Below are 15,198 nucleotides of genomic sequence, written 5' to 3' on the forward strand. Positions count from 1 at the left end.
ACTCGCAAGGTAGGTCCGGACGATGTCAGGCTGAAGTGTCCGGACCTACCCTGCGGTTTGCCGGCGCCGCGGAGGGTTGCCGCGGTTCCTACCACCGCTCCACGAGATGTTCTCGCCCCGGAGGTGGGTCGTACGGCTCAGGCCAGTAGTCGGTGATCCGGTTTATGAGACCTTGCTCGCCTACCTCAACCCAGACGCAAGCGTCCTGCCTGTCGGCATCAACGCGAACGTCAAGCCACAACGCGGCAAGGCGGTCATCGGCGACCACGTGACGGATCCGCAGATGCCAGTCACCCGGATAGTCCGTGTTGAACTGGAGGAACGCGGATTTGCCGCGGATACGCTCGCGGGTCTGCGGCATCTCGTAGACGACGTCCTCGGCGAGCAAGGTAACGAGCCGGGACCAGTCGCGTTGTTCAAGGCTCTCGACGTACGCAACCGCGATCTGCCGGGTCTCGGCTGTGTCATCCATGCAGCGGACGCTAGCTCCCAGCACCGACAACAACCGGATCGCCGAGCGTCGCCCCCTTGACTGAGAGCGACGCAGTGGTGACTCGCAGATATTCCGGACGGCTCGCAAGATCACTCGCAGAGTCACCCGGACACTCGCAAGGTTCGGGCGGACGCGGCACGCGTCGTCTTCAGGCGGACTTCCGCCCGAACGGGTACCTCGGGCGCAAGTTGTAGCGACAGGCGATCTCTACCGGAGCGCGTTTGTCCAGGTCAGCAATTGACGCAGATGCTCTGCGGGCCACCCCGGGGGCACGCCACAGAACTGCAAACGCACAGCGCGAACGGTCGATCACTGATCGTGGAAGCCGGTTTTGTATTCGAGTAACGGCCGAGGAGGCCGCGGCCGTTCGGCCGTGGCCTCCTCGCGCTGGCTTGGTGCACGAGCGCTACGCGCCCGGATCGCGGGCCTTCTGCTAACTGGACCTACAGCCGCAGCCAGGCCAGGCTTGGTCGAGGTGACCGGCGGGATAACTCTGATCGCGGCTGCTCGCCCCGACTCCACCCGCTGTGCGGCCCTGGACCCCGTCTGCTCCCAGCAGGCATGCTTTGGCGCCTGTCTTTCTGGGCTTGCCTCTGACGTGTACCAGCGGCATCTGATCCTCACCCCCGTGAGTTATCACGTCGACGCACTTGTCGAGCGCCCAGGGACTGTCCGATTAAGTGTGTAAGGTCCTGGTCTATCGGTTGATGTTGATGCGGTCGCCGAACTGGATGGCGAACGCGTTGAGGGTGGCTTTCCAGCCGTTGGAGCGGGTCACGCCGACCGCTTCGTCGGGCCGGGTCATGGTGCGGATGGTGAGGAACAGGGTCTTCAACGCGGCTTGTTCGGTGGGGAACGCGCCGCGGTTGCGGGTGGCTTTGCGGAGTCGGGCGTTCAGGGATTCGATCATGTTGGTGGTGTAGATGACCCGGCGTACTGGTTCGGGGTAGGCCAGGAACGGTGTGAGCTCGGTCCAGGCGTTGCGCCATAGCCGGACGATCGCCGGATATCGGCGGCCGAGGACGCTGTCTTCGAGGGCGTCGAGGGCGTCGAGGGCGTCGGTGGCGGCTTGGACGGTGGGTGCGGTGTAGATCGGTTTCAGGCCGGCGTTGACCAGGGCGATGTCCCGTTTCGACGCGTACCGCATCGAGCTTCGGATCAGATGGACGACGCATGTTTGGACGATCGCTTCGGGCCAGACGGTGGTGACCGCCTGCGGTAGGCCGGGTAGCCCGTCGCAGCACACGAAGCAGACGTCGGTCACGCCCCGGTTCCGTAGTTCGGCCAGGACCGCCATCCAATATTTGGCGCCCTCGCCGTCTTTGCCGATCCACAGTCCGAGGACGTGCTTGGCGCCGGTGAAGTCGACTCCGACGACGACGTAGACGGGCCGGTTCGTGACGACCCCGTCGCGGATCTTGACCCACATGGCGTCGACGAACAGGACCGCCCATACCGGGTCCAGGGCCCGGTTCTGCCACTGGCCGATCTCGTCGGCGACGGCGTCGGTCACTTTGGAGACCAGGTCGGGTGACACGTCGACACCGTAGAGTTCGTCGAGGTGGGCGCGGATGTCGCGGACGGTCATGCCGCGGGCGTAGAGGGAGACGATCGCGTCGTTGAGTCCGTCGAGACGACGTTGCCGCTTCCGCACCGCCTGCGGAGTAAAGGTCCCGTTGCGGTCGCGGGGCACTGTCACCTCGACCGGCCCGATGTCGGTGAGCACGGTCTTGCGGCTGCGTCCGTTGCGGGAGTTGCCCGAGCCGTTGCCGGCCGGGTCGCCGGGTTCGTAACCGAGATGGTCGGCCATCTCGGCGTCGAGGGCCCGTTCGAGGACCTTCTGCGTCAGCTGGGTCGACAACCCACCCGGGCCGACGAGCTGCCGGCCGGTGGAATCAGCCTGGGCCAGCAACCTGTTGACGACCTCATCGCTGGTGACATCGTCACCGGCAATGGGAGCCTCGAAAGATGTTTGAGTCATTCTCACTTCGCCCTTCAGGGGTGGCGGAGTGCTCTCACTCCGCCACCCTGCCAGGACCAGGGCTTACACACTTCGTCTGACACACCCGTCGAACAGCGCCGCGATGTCGCCCGTCATCAGGTCGATGCCTTTGATCTGGGCGGTGGTTTCCGCGTCCAGGATGTCCATGGCGATAAGCGGGTCGTTCCGGTCGGCCGCTCGCCGGGCGATCTGTGCCGCGGTGTCGGCGTCCACATGGTTCTGCCAGCCGGGCGCGTAGGTCGCGCCGCCGTTGGGGCCGAGCGGGAGGACGATGCCAGGCGGGCCGGGTTCATACGGCGTGCGTGTCTCGCCGCCGTTGATCAGAGCGCGGATGTTGTCCGCGACTACGTCCGCGTGCGCCATCGCCGCGCTGGCCTGTTTGGCTTCCGGCGTCGCGGTGATGTCGCCGATGGCGAAGATCCGCTGCTGCCCTGGCAGGCGGAGGTCGGCGGTGACCTCGAGTCGCCCGTCGGCACGGCGGGCGGTGGCCAGCTCGCCGGCGAGGTAGTCGGTGGTCGGCGCGCCGCCGAAGCAGCGGAACCAGATGTCGGCGGTGACCTGCCCATTGGAGTCCAGGGTCGCGGTGAACGTCTTGGCCTCACCGGGCTCGGAAGAAGGCTGTTCGCGCAGGCCGGTGCCGAGAATGAGCTCGACGTCGAGTGTGTCGAGTTGGTGGCGCAGCTCGGTACGGAACTCGTCGGGATAGTCGCCGGGGACGATGTCGGCGCTTGTCGCGACGACGGTGACGCCTTTGTCCGGCCACGCGGCCTTGATCTCTCCGGCGAGTTCCAGCGCGACCGGGCCCGCGCCGAGCAGTAGGACGCGGTTCGATCCGGCCAACGCGTGGCGGGTCGCTTCGTACTTGGTCTTGGCGACCGCACTGTCGGTGACGCCGGTCTTCGCGGGGAACGGGTATTCAGAACCGGTCGCCAGCACGACGTAGTCGGCGTCGAGCATGCTTCCGGAGGCGAGCCGGATCGACGTGCCGTCCACCCGCTCGGCCCGGTCCCTGAGCACCCGGCCACGGCGAAGCAGGTGGTCGTAGCCGAAGAACAGCCGGTCCGTCCATTGCGGATCGGTGAGGGCGCGCAGTGCGGCGATGTGGTGCACGAACGTTTCCCTCGGTTCGACGAGAACGACGTCGGTGTCCTCGTCAAGTGCCTTGGCTGTGCTGATACCGCCATATCCGCCACCGATGACGGCCACGGTCGTACGCATGGAAGCTCCTTCTGGGTCGGGGTGTGCTACAGCAAGGTGGTCGGTCCGACGGTGCGTACGTGCAGTACGGCGTCGAACCATTCGTCAAGTGGGCCGGTCGTCAGGTAGTGCTCGTGGTCGGCGGTGGCCTCGTAGATTCCGCCGATCACCCGCAGCCGGTGCGTGCCGCGTAGCCAGTCGTCGACTGGTTCCTGGCGTGGGGCGTGTAGATCGAGCAGGTACCGGTCCGGCTCCGCCGCCGCCAGGTCGGCGTTCACGGAGCCCGCCATCGCCGCGGGAGCGTGTTGACCGGGGTGGAGTCGGCTGATGTCTCCCCCACCGAACTCGATCAGCAGCGACACGTACCGATTGCCCAGTTGTTGGCGCAGTTCGTTGCCGACGCTCTGGAACGGGTCGAGCAGGGCGACCGGTTCTAGCCGAGCCGCGTTCGCGGTGAACGCGATGCCTTCCCAGTAGGCGACTTTGGCGCCGTCGCCTACCAGCGACGTCATCGTGGCCACCGCCCGCTGTCGGGTGACGGCGTAGTCGAAGCCGCCGCCAGCGAAACTGCCCGCGTGGAAGTCGACGATCAGCCGTGCGTTGTCCAGCGCCGCTGATCTGGCTGCGGACTCCGGAAGACCCGCCACCAGCCGGTAGGCGTCCCTGGCGTGGTCGACGAACGGGCGTCCTGGATGGCTACTGCGCGCCAGTTGCACATGCTCGGGTACTTCGTGGGCGGTCACGATGGCGTCGTAGTGCCGCCGAATCGCGTCGACGATTTCGCTGTCCTCGTCGGCAACGTGGTCGAGGACGGCCTGGTAGTTGGCCTGCCTTGCCGAGGGCGGGTCGAGGCCGACCACGCGAAACGGATCATGGGGATGCTGCTCGTTGAACGACCGGGCCCAGCTGACCATCTCGGCCATTTCCGAGGTGCGCCACGGCCGCCAGAGTTCGGCGATGGCCGAATCCGGGTCGCCGTCACCGGTGCGGAGATAGTCGTTCAGCGTCTCCACGGCGGACTCGTCGTCCTGGATCGCGAGCACGCGGAAACCCATGTCGACCAACAGCCGCAGGACCCGGTGGCCGAGCGACACCACCTCGTGCGCGGCGCGTGTCGTCTCGCCGATGCCGACGATGGCCGCGTCGGCCAGCATCGCCGCCAGCGGTTTCAGGTCGGTGAGCGGTTCTGCGGGAGCGGTGGTCGCGAGCGGATGCGCGTTCGTCTCGATCCACTGCCGTATCGCGTCGCTGCGCGCCGTCGTCATCGTTGTCTCCCGTTTGGCTTCGTCTTGAGATCGAGCCTAGGAAGACGTTGGGAGACAATGAATGCGCGACAGTCTACGATTTATACGCGATAGTATTCGCCGATGGACGTTCTGAGCGACGTGGTCTCCGCGATCCGGGTAGGGCAGCCGGGCTGCGAGCGGGTCGAATGGTCCGGACCGTGGGAACAGCGGTTCCCGGATCAACCCGGCACCGCCGGCTTTCTCGTGGTGCTCCAGGGCTCGTGCCGGCTGATCGAGGAATCCGCCAGACCCGTCCGGCTCGGGCGAGGGGATGTCGTGTTCTTCCCTCACGGCAACGGATACAGGCTGGCCGACGAGGCGGCGACGGTAACGCTGTGCGGCGGCTACCACCTCTCGCCGAACTGGACCCATCCGCTGCTGCGCGAACTTCCCGACACGATCCAGCTCCCCGCCTACCCGCAACGCCATCCAGACCTCGAGGTGGCGGTGCGGATACTCAGCAGTGAGAGCACCGGGCGCCGTCTCGGTGCCGACGCGCTGGTGCCCCTCGCGCTCGACATGCTCCTGGTCTACATCCTGCGCGCCTGGTTCGACGATCACCCCGGTGACGGGACGGGCACCGGATGGGCCGCGGCCCTCACCGATCCCGCGACCAGCGCCGCCCTCAACGCCATTCACAACGGCCCGGCACATCCCTGGACCGTGCAGGAACTCGCGGACGAGGCCAGGTTGTCCCGCGCCGCCTTCGCTCGCCGCTTCTGCGCCCTCACCGGCCTGCCCCCGATGACCTATCTGACGTGGTGGCGGATGACCCTTGCCGCCGATCGCCTCCGCGACCCGGCGAACTCCGTCCACACCGTCGCAACGGACATCGGCTACACGTCCGAGTTCGCCTTCTCGGCGGCGTTCAAACGCCACTTCGGCACCGCCCCCGGCAGATTCCGCCACCGCGCACAACTGCCCGCCAATCCCGATGTCCGATCCTCTCCACCGCCAGGGTCTGGAGGCTCCGACGACACAGCCGCGCCGGCGACTGGACTGTCAATCCCCTGGGATCGTGGAGGGCTCCGTTAAGCGGCCTGGACCTCCAGGGCGCGGGTCTCTGATCGTTCGTAGTCGATGGGCGAGCGCCAGTCGCAGACGGAGTGCCGGCGGCGCCGGTTATAGAAGTCGGTGATCCAGGTGGCGATCTTCAGGCGGGCCTCGGCGCGGGTGCGGAAGTGGCGGCGGTGCACGTACTCCACCTTGACGGTGGAGAAGGTGGCCTCGGCGACGGCGTTGTCGAAGCACAATCCGACCGGCCCATCGACTGGCGTACCTTCCATCGGGCGCAGGCGCGGGCAAAGTCGGCCGAGCAGTATTCGCTGCCCCTGTCGCTGTGAAAGATCACCCCTTCGACGCTGCCGCCGCGGGTGACCGCGGCCATGTTCAACGCGGCGACGACCAGCCCGGCGTCGTGGTGCGCGCCCATCGCGTAGCCGAGAAGCCGACGCGAGCACAGGTCGATGACGGTGGCCAGATAGAGCTTGCCCTCGTCGGTGCGGATCTCGGTCATGTGGCCGCACCAGGCGAGATCCGGCGCCGGCGCGGTGAACACCCGCTTGACAGCCATGGCCGGTGCCGGTGGCGCTTGAACGGAGTCCGGACCGTGCCGCCGGCGCCTTGATATGCCTTGTCCGCGAACGTCATCACGTTGCGGCAGGTCTAGGCGTCGATTAGACCGGTGGTTCGCGCAGCGTTCAGGTCGTGCACGGCACCGGGTAGAGCAGGTGAGGCCCAGACGAGCCGGCCGGCGGGGACGGCTACGACCTGCACGTTCACGCCATGGCGTTTGTGCTTGCCCGAGTAGTACGGCCGCTGGTCCGCGACCCGGTCGATTGGGACGAGCGTGCCGTCGAGGATCGCGTACGGGCCTTGGCCGCCGCGGTGGAACAACTGCGGGCCGCCGCTCTGCATCGACCCGCCCTGGTCCGGGACGCCCGCCGCCTCCACCCTCAAGACTGATCGCGGTCTCTTGAAGCAGGTTCGAGGCAACCGCCTGCTACTGGGAGACGATGTACCGGTGGACCTGCCTGTCATGCCTCCGATCCTGCCGATGCTGGCCAAGCCCATCGGCGACATCCCCGCCGAGCAGTGCTATGAGTCGAAGTGGGACGGTTCTCCAAGACACTTACGTGTGTCAGCTGAGGATCGGCGCGTATCTCTCTAGCCCCGGCTCCGTTGAGTGATTGGCATGGTCGTCGATCGTTCGCGGGGTTCCCATGCACTTGTTCTTCACCGATGTGCAGAAGGTGCGCAAGGTCGGCGAGATTCCCGGCCTGGACGCGGTGGAGTTGTGTGGCCTGTTGGCGAGGTGGGCTCCGGCGGTGGGTACGCCGATCGTGTTGTCGGAGTCGATGACGCCGGTGGAGCCGCTGTGTAGCTGGTTCCGGGAGCTGAGCTTGGACCGGCGCAGCGTCAAGACGATGCGCGCCTATGCCTACACCGTGGTGATGTTGCTCCGGTTTCTGCTGGCCCGTGGTGCGAATCTGGCGTCGGCCACAGAGGCCCATCTGCAGGAGTTTCGTCGGTGGCGCCTTGACGATGCCGAGCAGACGATCGGGGAGGCGGCGTGGGACCGTGACGCCGCGGCGATCGGTTGCCTGTATGACTTCATGGCCCGGCAGGGCATCGTCGAGCGTCGGCAGTGGCGCTCTGCCGGGCGTGGCCGGCGGTCGTTGTCGACCGGGGTCGGCCGTGATCTTCGGGTCCGGCACATGGAGCTTGAGCAGTATTTGTTCCTGCGCGGTGTCGGGTTCGGCGGGCTTGCCCCGGGCGCAGGTTTGGACGAGGGGTTCCGGGGCTGGCGGCCGCATCGCAATCGTGCGGCCTGTGAGCTGGCCCTTCTGGCCGGGATGCGGATCCAGGAGTGGTCCACCGTGCTGCTGCCGGAGCTGGGGCTGCTCGATGGCGGCCGGCCGCGGGCGGCGGAGCTTGAACTGGGCGCGTGCGCGAAGTTCGGGCATCCGCGGACTGTCTACGTCCCCGCCGACGCGGTCGACGTTTTCGATCCGTATCTGCTGCTGGAACGACCGGAGATTGTCGAGAAGGCGCAGCCGACGCTGCGGCGCCGGCATCGCGACTTGTTCGTCGTCTCGCGGTTGGAGGCCGACGGCGCCAAGGTCCGCGGGATGCTGGACGGCGGAATGGTCACCAGGTCGATCCGGGAGATGGATCCGCGGCTGCGCCGCATCGCGGTGCGCGAGACCGGCGACGGCCTGGACCCGCTGGCGCTGTTCGTCGGGACCGGCGGGCGGATGCTCACGGCCTCGGGCTGGGACCGGGTGCGCTGGGCGGCGTGAAAGCATGAAGGCTCACGCGGACGAGGAGTCGGCGGGGCTGGTGCCGCGCCGCTGCTGGGTCTTTCACGATCTGCGGCACACGTTCGCCCTGCGGCTGCTGATCTATCTGACTGAGGTGGCCCTGGACGAGCACCGGCGACGGCGGGTGCCGGTGTCGACGTTGCTGGATCACATGAGCGGCAACCCGTTGCTGCAGGTGCAGCGGCGGCTCGGTCACGCCAGCCCGGCCACGACCTACCGCTACATCCGCTACCTGAAGGACCCGATGCGCGATGTCCACGAGGCGTTTCGCAGCTGGACCGCGGCTGGCGGCGCGACCTACGCCGAGATCGCCCGGCAGCTGATGACAACGAGGGACGGCCATGCCGCGCAGGGGTGAACACACGTCCGGATTTCCCACCGAACGCCGGGTGGAGCCGGGGGTCGATCGGATCGGGGTGCGGCAGGTGACGGTGCCGGCCAGCGGTACGTCGGGGTTGCGGTCGGCGACAGTGGCGGTGTCATTCAATCCGGCGGCGTTCCGATGCGCGCGGCTGGCCGGCGAGTTCGCCGATGAGTGGGTGGAGCTGGCGCAGGCCGCGCGGCTGCGCGAGGGCGCAGCCCGCGCCTATCTGACGGCGATCAAGGCGCTGCTCACCTATGTCGACGCTGAGGTCCCCGGCGCCGGCTCGGCGTCCCTGGCCCGCGACGACCCGGACCTGCGTCAGGCGGTCACCGGATGGGTCCGCGTCCTGCCGTCGCAGCATCGGGCAGGATCGCGGACGCCGGGTTGGAACGCCGGGCGGGTTCGGGCGTTGATCGCCCGGCGCGCCGAGCACCCGGACCGGCCGGTGGCCGGGCAAAGGCGATCGCGTTCGGTGGGCGCATCAGTGATATCGCCGACGATCACTCGGAGCAGACCTTCCGCGGCCACTACGCGCACGGCACGACCCTGCGGGTGATCGCCGGGGACGTGATCACCACCTCGCAGCGGCGCTGGCTGGACACAGCGCTGGCCGGCCCGACGGTGCTGGACGAGCAGGCGACCCGGTCGCTGGACGCTCCTGGCTCGGCGTCGGCGCTGGGACTACAACCGGCCGACATCGAGGCGCTGCGGACCGGGCAGCTCAACATGGGCGTCACCGACTGCTCGGACCCGTTCGCCTCCCCATTCGGCCGTCCCGGGCAACTCTGCCCGGTGGCGCCGCTGCGCTGCCTGGAATGCCGCAACGCGTTCGTGCTGCCGTCGAACCTGCCGCAGCTGCTGCTATTCGCCGAGCACCTCGACCAGCTCGCCCTGCGACTGACACCCAGCCATTTCCATGCGCTGTGGGGACAGAGTCGCGCGAACCTGCTGGAGGTGCTGCGATCCCGCACCGACACCGAGCTGCGCGACGCGCGGCGGCAGATCGCCGAGGACGGCATCGTCCTTCAACTGCCCTTGGCGAGCAGGGTGGAGTTCGACGCATGACCAGCCCCGCCTCACCGCTCGCCGGCCGGTCCGCGTTCTACCGCGACGACGAATTGGTGATCCAGTCGCACCCTCTGCTGGCCGGCGCGGCCGTCCCTCGTTTCGGTGACACCGTCGGCTGGGACCTCAACGACGTGGTGCACAAAGCTCCCCATCACCCCCGCTCAGCGCTCCGGGTGCTGCTGCACGACCTGCCCGGGCGCTGGAACCTGCTGGCGCGGGAACTGGCGATGCTCTGGCTCAACCCCGGCCATCCCGCGGTGCTGGCCGCCGGCGTTCATCTGCGCACTGATCCGCTGTCGGCGATGACCGTCACCGAGCGCGTCGCCCAGCTGCGCCCGCTGGCCGCGTTCGGCGCCGAGCGCCGGCTGCCGGCCGATCTTTGCGAATGGAACGACGACGACCTCAAGGCCTACGTCGTCATCAGGCAGCAGACCTGCGAGCCGGGCACCATGTGCAATGTTGTTCACGTCATCAAGGCCCTGCACCGGCTACGCGCCGCATTGACCGGCGGAGGCCTGGCCCGCGACCCCTGGCCCGGCCGCTCACCCAACGCGGTGGCGAATCAGCCGATCGTCGCGCCGCTGCGGACCCCGGCGATCCCGCCGCAGACCTGGTTCCCGCTGATCCGCAACTGCTCGACCTACATCAACGTGTTCGCCGCCGACATCGCGCGCGCCAGCGCCTACTGCGACGACCTGCAGACGCGGCTGGTCACCGACATCGGCGGCGACCAGCGCTTGAACGTCTGGCTCGCCGATCCCGCGACGACCGTGCCGATGCGCCGCGCCAGGCCCGGTGAAAGCGGCGGCAGTGTCGCCCACCTCAGCGTGATTGCCCGCATCATCGGTGTCGGGCCGACATTCTTCCGACCCGGCAAGCCGCATGGCCAGAGCCGCAGGGACGCCGTCGCCGGGCTGATCGTCGACGGCCGCTGCCATCCCGGCCTGCTGCCGGATCTGGCCATGGTGACCCGGCCGGACGGCAGCCGCGGACCCTGGCACGACAGCTTGGGTCCTCGGCAGATCGCGATCGAACAGGTCATGCTGCGCAACGCGTGTTTCGTGTTCACCGCAGCCCTGTCGATGATGCGCGAGTCGGAACTGCGCATGATCACCAAGGATGCGGTCATCGACTACTACGGCTGCCCTGCGGTCAGGTCCGTCCGGCAGAAACTCGACCTGGACCTACCCGTCAAGCACTGGTGGATCACCGAGCCGGTCGCCCACGCGATCGCGCTGGCCGGCCAGCTGTCGCGCCACGGCGAGCTCACCTTCGCCTCCGTGACCGGCGCCCGGGCGGGCGAAGGGTTCGCCAGCATCGCCGCCATCGTCGACTTCATCAACCACATCAACCGATGGCGGCATTTCAGCGGCCTCGAGGAAATCCCGGATGGCAAAGTCACCCCGCACATGTTCCGGCGCACCATGGCCATGCTCACCCGCGACTTCCCCGGCTCCGAGATCGCCGTCGGGATGCAGCTCAAACACGTCGCCACCCGGGCACTGGCGAACCGTGTCACCGGCAGCTACATGGACACCGACCCGTCCTGGGCCCAGCACCTCGACACCGCCATCAGCGACCGGCGCTTCGACCGACTCACCGAGCTGTTCAACGCCGACACCAGCGGCCAGCGCATCGGCTACGGCCCCGGCGCCGACCGCCTGCGCGAGGCGTTCTCCACGGTCCGCGCGCAAGCCGAACAGCTACGCGACACCGGGCAAGCCCGCCGCGGCGACATCCGCGTCGAGCACGACCTTCTACGCCGCACCCGCATTTCAATCCGCTTCGGCAAACTCAACCACTGCACCATGAACGACGACGACCCGGCCGGCGCGAAATGCCTCGAAGGCGCGATCACCCCGGCCGGGCACCGCGGGCCACTGCTGGACCGCTGCCAGCCCGCACGGTGCGCCAACAGCATCATCGCCACCGAACACATCCCGATCTGGACCGCCGAACGATCTTCGCTGCACCGGCTGCTGGACTCCGGCACCCTCGCGGCCAACCATCGGCGCCGCATAGAGTCCGAGCTGACCGAGGTCGACCACGTCCTCACGCGCACCGGCCGATGAGCGGATCCGTTTCCCCCGCCACCCGGCAGCGGCTGCTCGACGCAATGCAGCGCCTGCTCGCCGGCGCACCGAACCACACCGACGGGCGGCTGACCAAGAACAACCTCTGCCGCGAGGCGCAGGTCAGCCGCGCCACCATGAACCGCGCGAGCGACATCTTGGCCGAGTGGGACGCCCGGGTCAGCGACAGTCCAGCCGCAGCCACGGCCAGAGAATGCGACGACGAGCTGGACCGTCTACGCCGCGACCTGACGGCCAGCCGAACTCGATACCGCGAGTTGCAGGACCAGCTCGACGCTGCGGCGACCGTCATCGCCGCCCTCGCCGAGGAGAACGCCGCGATGCGTCGGCAGGCCGCCGACTCCGCGATCCGCTCCGTCATCCCGCTGCAAGGCTCCAGGTCCTTGAGGTGAGCCCGTCACGCCCGGGTCGCCCACCGATCATGACATGCCGCTGCCGAACCTCGATTCTCCACTTGGTTAAGCGGTGACGATGAGGTCCAAGCCGCGCCTGGGCCGCGTTGGCTCAGCCCAGCGCGTCCATCAGGGCGGTGACATAGGCATCCAGCCGCTCCTCCACGGCTCGGGTCGTCAGCTCTGTCCTCCCCGCCTCCCGCCATGGCTGCGCCACCACCTGCATCTCCTCTGAGCACGCCAGCGCGTCCCGCACCTGCCAGTACAGCCGCTCGCTCGCGGCCGCGGCCAGCACCCCGCCGGCCTCCTCATACGCCTGAGCGAACCGCAGACCCCACGCCCGGCCGTGCAGCAGCGCGAGATTGGTGCAGCAGTGCGCCACATCGAGATCCGCCGGGCCCCAAGAGGTCGCTGCCCAGTCGACGACGCCGGTGATCCGAGCACCTGCCGCCCTTCGGGGCGGCAGGTCGAACAGCACGTTGCCCGGTTGGAAGTCCCTGTGCAGGAATCGCCCTTCATAGGCCGGCGCGGGCCTGCGGATCACGTCGATCGCCGCGGCCCACGCCGCCGCGTCGGCGCCCTTCGGAGTTACGACGGTGTCGGCGGTCGTCAACGCCACATACTTTCGGGGCCGCTCGGCGGGCCGCACCGCGTGGATCGCCACGAGTTGACGGGCCAGCAGAGGAACGCGCGTCGCCAATCCCTCGTCATCGAGGACCGTCCGGCCGGTCAGATGTGTCATCAGCAGCGATGGATACTCACAATGCACGGCGGTCGGATCAACCGCGACCAGCTCAGGAGCCGGCACGCCGGTCCCCATGAGCAGGGACAGGGCGTCGGCCTCCCGATGCAGCCAGTCCTCGGCGTGTCCCACATAGAAAGGGTCTACGAAGCTCCGCAGCACCAGCTCACGGGTGCTTCCGTCCCGCATGCTGATGGTCAGCCTCCGCATTTCGGCAGTGATGCCACCGTGCAGCGCCTCGGTCCTGACAATCCGTTCGCCGACCTCCAGATGCCGACTCACCCAAGCCAGCGTCAACGGCAGCACAGCCGCCGCCTCATCGTGGTTGATCACCCTGCCACCTCATCATCCGGAGGGCGGCACGTGCGAAGTGTTTACGCGGAAGAGCTCCGACAGTCGCTGCACAGCAGGATCATCCACCAGCAGCACCGAGTATCCCGGCAGGACCTGAAGCGTCTCCAATCACCGCGAACCCGCCTCCAGCCCTAGAGCACTGTCGGATCTCACCGCCGGCGCCATGCTCGTCCTGCTCCAACTCGCCACCGCCAACGAAGGCCTCGCCACCGGCTTCTACAGCCCCGCGCGACCCGACGATCTCGCCGCGCTCGCCACCTGTCCGCGTACGCCTCGAACTGCAGAGCCGCGTACGCCATGAAGTACACAGCAGCCATTGACGTCGGTACGTCCGCGAGGGCAGGCCGCGGCGTTCGTGGGCTACGCAAGTCGTCACCACCGGCGGGGACGGCGCGCGGATCGCGCGTCGAGGCCACAGGGATGCCTGATCTTGAGGCAAGCAAGCCGCACATTCAGGTATGGATACGGCAGGGCTCCGACTACGGGTAGCCCGCGTTGTCGCGTTGCAAGATTGCACCAGAATCGTCGGGACGTCGAATCCGCGCCTATCAGAGGTTGAGGTGGGGCAGCGGAGTCTCGGCCGGCAGTGCAGGCGAGCGTGACAGCCGATAGGGCCGAGGGTTCCGGACACGTACCGGCGGGGTAGCTCGTCCGCGTCGCGAGTCGTCGAGTGCTTGCTCGGGGCGGGAGGGTTCGCGGGTCATCACTGCGGCGTCACGTCCCATAGCCGCACCCTGTCGAAGTCGTCCGTGGTGAGGATTCGGGCGCCGTCGGGGCTGAAGGTCAGACCACCATAGGCGGGGCCGATCCACGGTAGAGCGTTCGGAGAGCCGTCCGGATTGTAGAGCCGCACACGGTCCGTCCGCCCGACAACGGCCAGGGTCTGCCCACCAGGCCGGAAGACGAGGTTGTTCGCGCCCTCCTCGATTGTGGCCATCCGGCCAGTGGAGGGGTTCCAGAGCCTGATGAGCTGGTTGGTCTCCGAGATGGCCAACACCTGCCCGGTGGCCGCGACCCGAGGAGATCGATCGGTCAGCCGATTCTCGCTCCCGTGTCGATGTCCCACAGCGACACCCCCCAATCCTCGTCATGCTCGAAGGTATCCCCCCAGGTGACGAGCCGGCGCCCGTCGCCGCTGAACATCAGCGTCCGTATGCCTGTGGTCGGCCGAAGCGGCGCAATCGTCTGGCGGGTTGGGACGTGCCAGCTGCCGGCGTCGAAGTCCTTGGCTGGGTCGGCTGATCGGGCTGAAGCCCGAAACCGGGACTGCTCATTTTCCAGCGGGGTCGTCGCCGTCAAGATCGATGTGACCATCCATTGAAAGGGATTCAGCAGCCGCAACCGTCTTCGCGGCTGTCGACAGCCAACGTATGTCCATCCGGGCTCAGGGCGACCACGGAGTCGACCCTCGCGAGGATGGTTTCGGCGCCGGTGCGGGTATCCACGGTAAGCACCGACGTACCGGTTGGGCAGGGGAGCGGGGCAGAGGCGCAGAAGTCCTGGTTTGTGACAACTGTCAGACCCGACCCGTCGGCGGTGAACTTCATGATCACACGGGCGTGCAGGCCGAGCGGGCGCTGGGTCTGGGCCCGCGCCTCGCCCGTATGTCTGTTGCCGTCCCAGAAGTAGATCTTTCCGCACTTTCGCCGACGGTCGCTACCAACCGCCCGTCGGGCTGACCAGTCCGCCGTTGTCGTGCCAGATCACGAAGGAGCGCAGGTCGGTGAGTCGGGCGACCGAGCAGCTCGCCAGCACGGTGGTGGCCCACGGCCAAGGGACGGCCAGTCGCCGACTGGGCGGCCTCGTGTATCCGTGCGGGTCCGGCTCTGGTGACGCCATATCCGCGGGCGGCGCTGGTGCCCACTGGTCAGCGACATGTGACCA

Annotated in this window: 17 protein-coding genes and 2 pseudogenes; 8 read left to right on the forward strand and 11 right to left on the reverse strand. The window is 67.9% G+C overall.

Annotation, left to right across the window (positions count from 1 at the left end; genetic code table 11):
• Positions 1–88: 88 nt before the first annotated feature.
• The 4 genes from ACQEUR_RS10700 to ACQEUR_RS10715 all read right to left on the reverse strand — a co-directional run bounded on the left by ACQEUR_RS10700 (position 89) and on the right by ACQEUR_RS10715 (position 4,957).
• A complete protein-coding gene (locus ACQEUR_RS10700; protein ID WP_433028915.1) occupies positions 89–472 on the reverse strand; it encodes a nuclear transport factor 2 family protein in 384 nt (127 codons plus the stop codon).
• A gap of 718 nt (positions 473–1,190) precedes the next feature.
• Complete coding sequence (locus ACQEUR_RS10705; RefSeq protein ID WP_433028917.1) at positions 1,191–2,474, reverse strand: IS256 family transposase; 1,284 nt, start codon at positions 2,472–2,474, stop codon at positions 1,191–1,193.
• Positions 2,475–2,537: 63 nt separating this feature from the next.
• Positions 2,538–3,713 carry an NAD(P)/FAD-dependent oxidoreductase gene (locus ACQEUR_RS10710; protein WP_433028919.1) on the reverse strand — a complete coding sequence of 392 codons (1,176 nt, stop codon included), beginning with the start codon at positions 3,711–3,713 and terminating at the stop codon, positions 2,538–2,540.
• Positions 3,714–3,739: 26 nt separating this feature from the next.
• Complete coding sequence (locus ACQEUR_RS10715; RefSeq protein WP_433028921.1) at positions 3,740–4,957, reverse strand: erythromycin esterase family protein; 1,218 nt, start codon at positions 4,955–4,957, stop codon at positions 3,740–3,742.
• A gap of 102 nt (positions 4,958–5,059) precedes the next feature.
• On the opposite strand from ACQEUR_RS10715, the gene ACQEUR_RS10720 reads away from it, so the two are divergent.
• Positions 5,060–6,013 (forward strand): AraC family transcriptional regulator, encoded by a 954-nt coding sequence (locus ACQEUR_RS10720; protein WP_433028923.1) that lies wholly within the window; start codon positions 5,060–5,062, stop codon positions 6,011–6,013.
• Here ACQEUR_RS10720 and ACQEUR_RS10725 read toward each other — a convergent pair.
• The 3 genes and pseudogenes from ACQEUR_RS10725 to ACQEUR_RS10735 all read right to left on the reverse strand — a co-directional run.
• Entirely contained in the window at positions 6,010–6,264 is a 255-nt protein-coding gene (locus ACQEUR_RS10725) for an integrase core domain-containing protein (RefSeq protein WP_433028925.1), read from the reverse strand. The genes ACQEUR_RS10720 and ACQEUR_RS10725 overlap by 4 nt on opposite strands.
• 32 nt (positions 6,265–6,296) lie before the next feature.
• Positions 6,297–6,551, reverse strand: a pseudogene (locus ACQEUR_RS10730) (DDE-type integrase/transposase/recombinase); the annotation flags it as partial.
• Positions 6,542–6,847: pseudogene (locus ACQEUR_RS10735) on the reverse strand (transposase family protein); the annotation flags it as partial. The pseudogenes ACQEUR_RS10730 and ACQEUR_RS10735, both read right to left, overlap by 10 nt.
• A gap of 353 nt (positions 6,848–7,200) precedes the next feature.
• Between ACQEUR_RS10735 and ACQEUR_RS10740 the strand changes: the two are divergent.
• From ACQEUR_RS10740 to ACQEUR_RS10765, 6 genes are all read left to right on the forward strand, one after another.
• On the forward strand, positions 7,201–8,280 hold the full coding sequence (locus ACQEUR_RS10740; RefSeq protein WP_433028927.1) for a site-specific integrase: 1,080 nt from the start codon (positions 7,201–7,203) through the stop codon (positions 8,278–8,280).
• A 4-nt stretch (positions 8,281–8,284) separates the two neighbouring features.
• On the forward strand, positions 8,285–8,659 hold the full coding sequence (locus tag ACQEUR_RS10745) for a hypothetical protein (protein WP_433028929.1): 375 nt from the start codon (positions 8,285–8,287) through the stop codon (positions 8,657–8,659).
• Between the two features lie 67 nt (positions 8,660–8,726).
• Complete coding sequence (locus ACQEUR_RS10750; RefSeq protein ID WP_433028931.1) at positions 8,727–9,221, forward strand: hypothetical protein; 495 nt, start codon at positions 8,727–8,729, stop codon at positions 9,219–9,221.
• Positions 9,218–9,730, forward strand: coding sequence for a hypothetical protein (locus tag ACQEUR_RS10755; RefSeq protein WP_433028933.1), 513 nt, complete (start codon positions 9,218–9,220; stop codon positions 9,728–9,730). Before ACQEUR_RS10750 ends, ACQEUR_RS10755 begins: the two co-directional genes overlap by 4 nt.
• On the forward strand, positions 9,727–11,805 hold the full coding sequence (locus ACQEUR_RS10760) for a hypothetical protein (RefSeq protein ID WP_433028935.1): 2,079 nt from the start codon (positions 9,727–9,729) through the stop codon (positions 11,803–11,805). Before ACQEUR_RS10755 ends, ACQEUR_RS10760 begins: the two co-directional genes overlap by 4 nt.
• Positions 11,802–12,218, forward strand: coding sequence for a hypothetical protein (locus tag ACQEUR_RS10765; RefSeq protein WP_433028937.1), 417 nt, complete (start codon positions 11,802–11,804; stop codon positions 12,216–12,218). Before ACQEUR_RS10760 ends, ACQEUR_RS10765 begins: the two co-directional genes overlap by 4 nt.
• A gap of 112 nt (positions 12,219–12,330) precedes the next feature.
• On the opposite strand, the gene ACQEUR_RS10770 is transcribed toward ACQEUR_RS10765, so the two are convergent.
• Positions 12,331–13,293 carry a phosphotransferase family protein gene (locus ACQEUR_RS10770; protein WP_433028939.1) on the reverse strand — a complete coding sequence of 321 codons (963 nt, stop codon included), beginning with the start codon at positions 13,291–13,293 and terminating at the stop codon, positions 12,331–12,333.
• 184 nt (positions 13,294–13,477) lie between these two features.
• Between ACQEUR_RS10770 and ACQEUR_RS10775 the strand changes: the two genes are divergently transcribed.
• On the forward strand, positions 13,478–13,615 hold the full coding sequence (locus tag ACQEUR_RS10775) for a hypothetical protein (protein ID WP_433028941.1): 138 nt from the start codon (positions 13,478–13,480) through the stop codon (positions 13,613–13,615).
• 402 nt (positions 13,616–14,017) lie between these two features.
• Here ACQEUR_RS10775 and ACQEUR_RS10780 read toward each other — a convergent pair whose 3' ends face one another.
• The 3 genes from ACQEUR_RS10780 to ACQEUR_RS10790 all read right to left on the reverse strand — a co-directional run.
• Positions 14,018–14,251, reverse strand: a complete 234-nt coding sequence (locus ACQEUR_RS10780) for a hypothetical protein (protein ID WP_433028943.1) — start codon at positions 14,249–14,251, stop codon at positions 14,018–14,020.
• A 95-nt stretch (positions 14,252–14,346) separates the two neighbouring features.
• Positions 14,347–14,628: a hypothetical protein gene (locus ACQEUR_RS10785; RefSeq protein ID WP_433028945.1), complete on the reverse strand. Its 282-nt coding sequence runs from the start codon at positions 14,626–14,628 to the stop codon at positions 14,347–14,349.
• A gap of 342 nt (positions 14,629–14,970) precedes the next feature.
• Positions 14,971–15,198: hypothetical protein (locus ACQEUR_RS10790; protein WP_433028947.1), on the reverse strand; the 228-nt coding region annotated here is incomplete at its 5' end.

Origin of the sequence: Plantactinospora sp. CA-290183 (genome assembly GCF_050936375.1) — a bacterium.
Classification (GTDB): Bacteria; Actinomycetota; Actinomycetes; order Mycobacteriales; family Micromonosporaceae; genus Plantactinospora.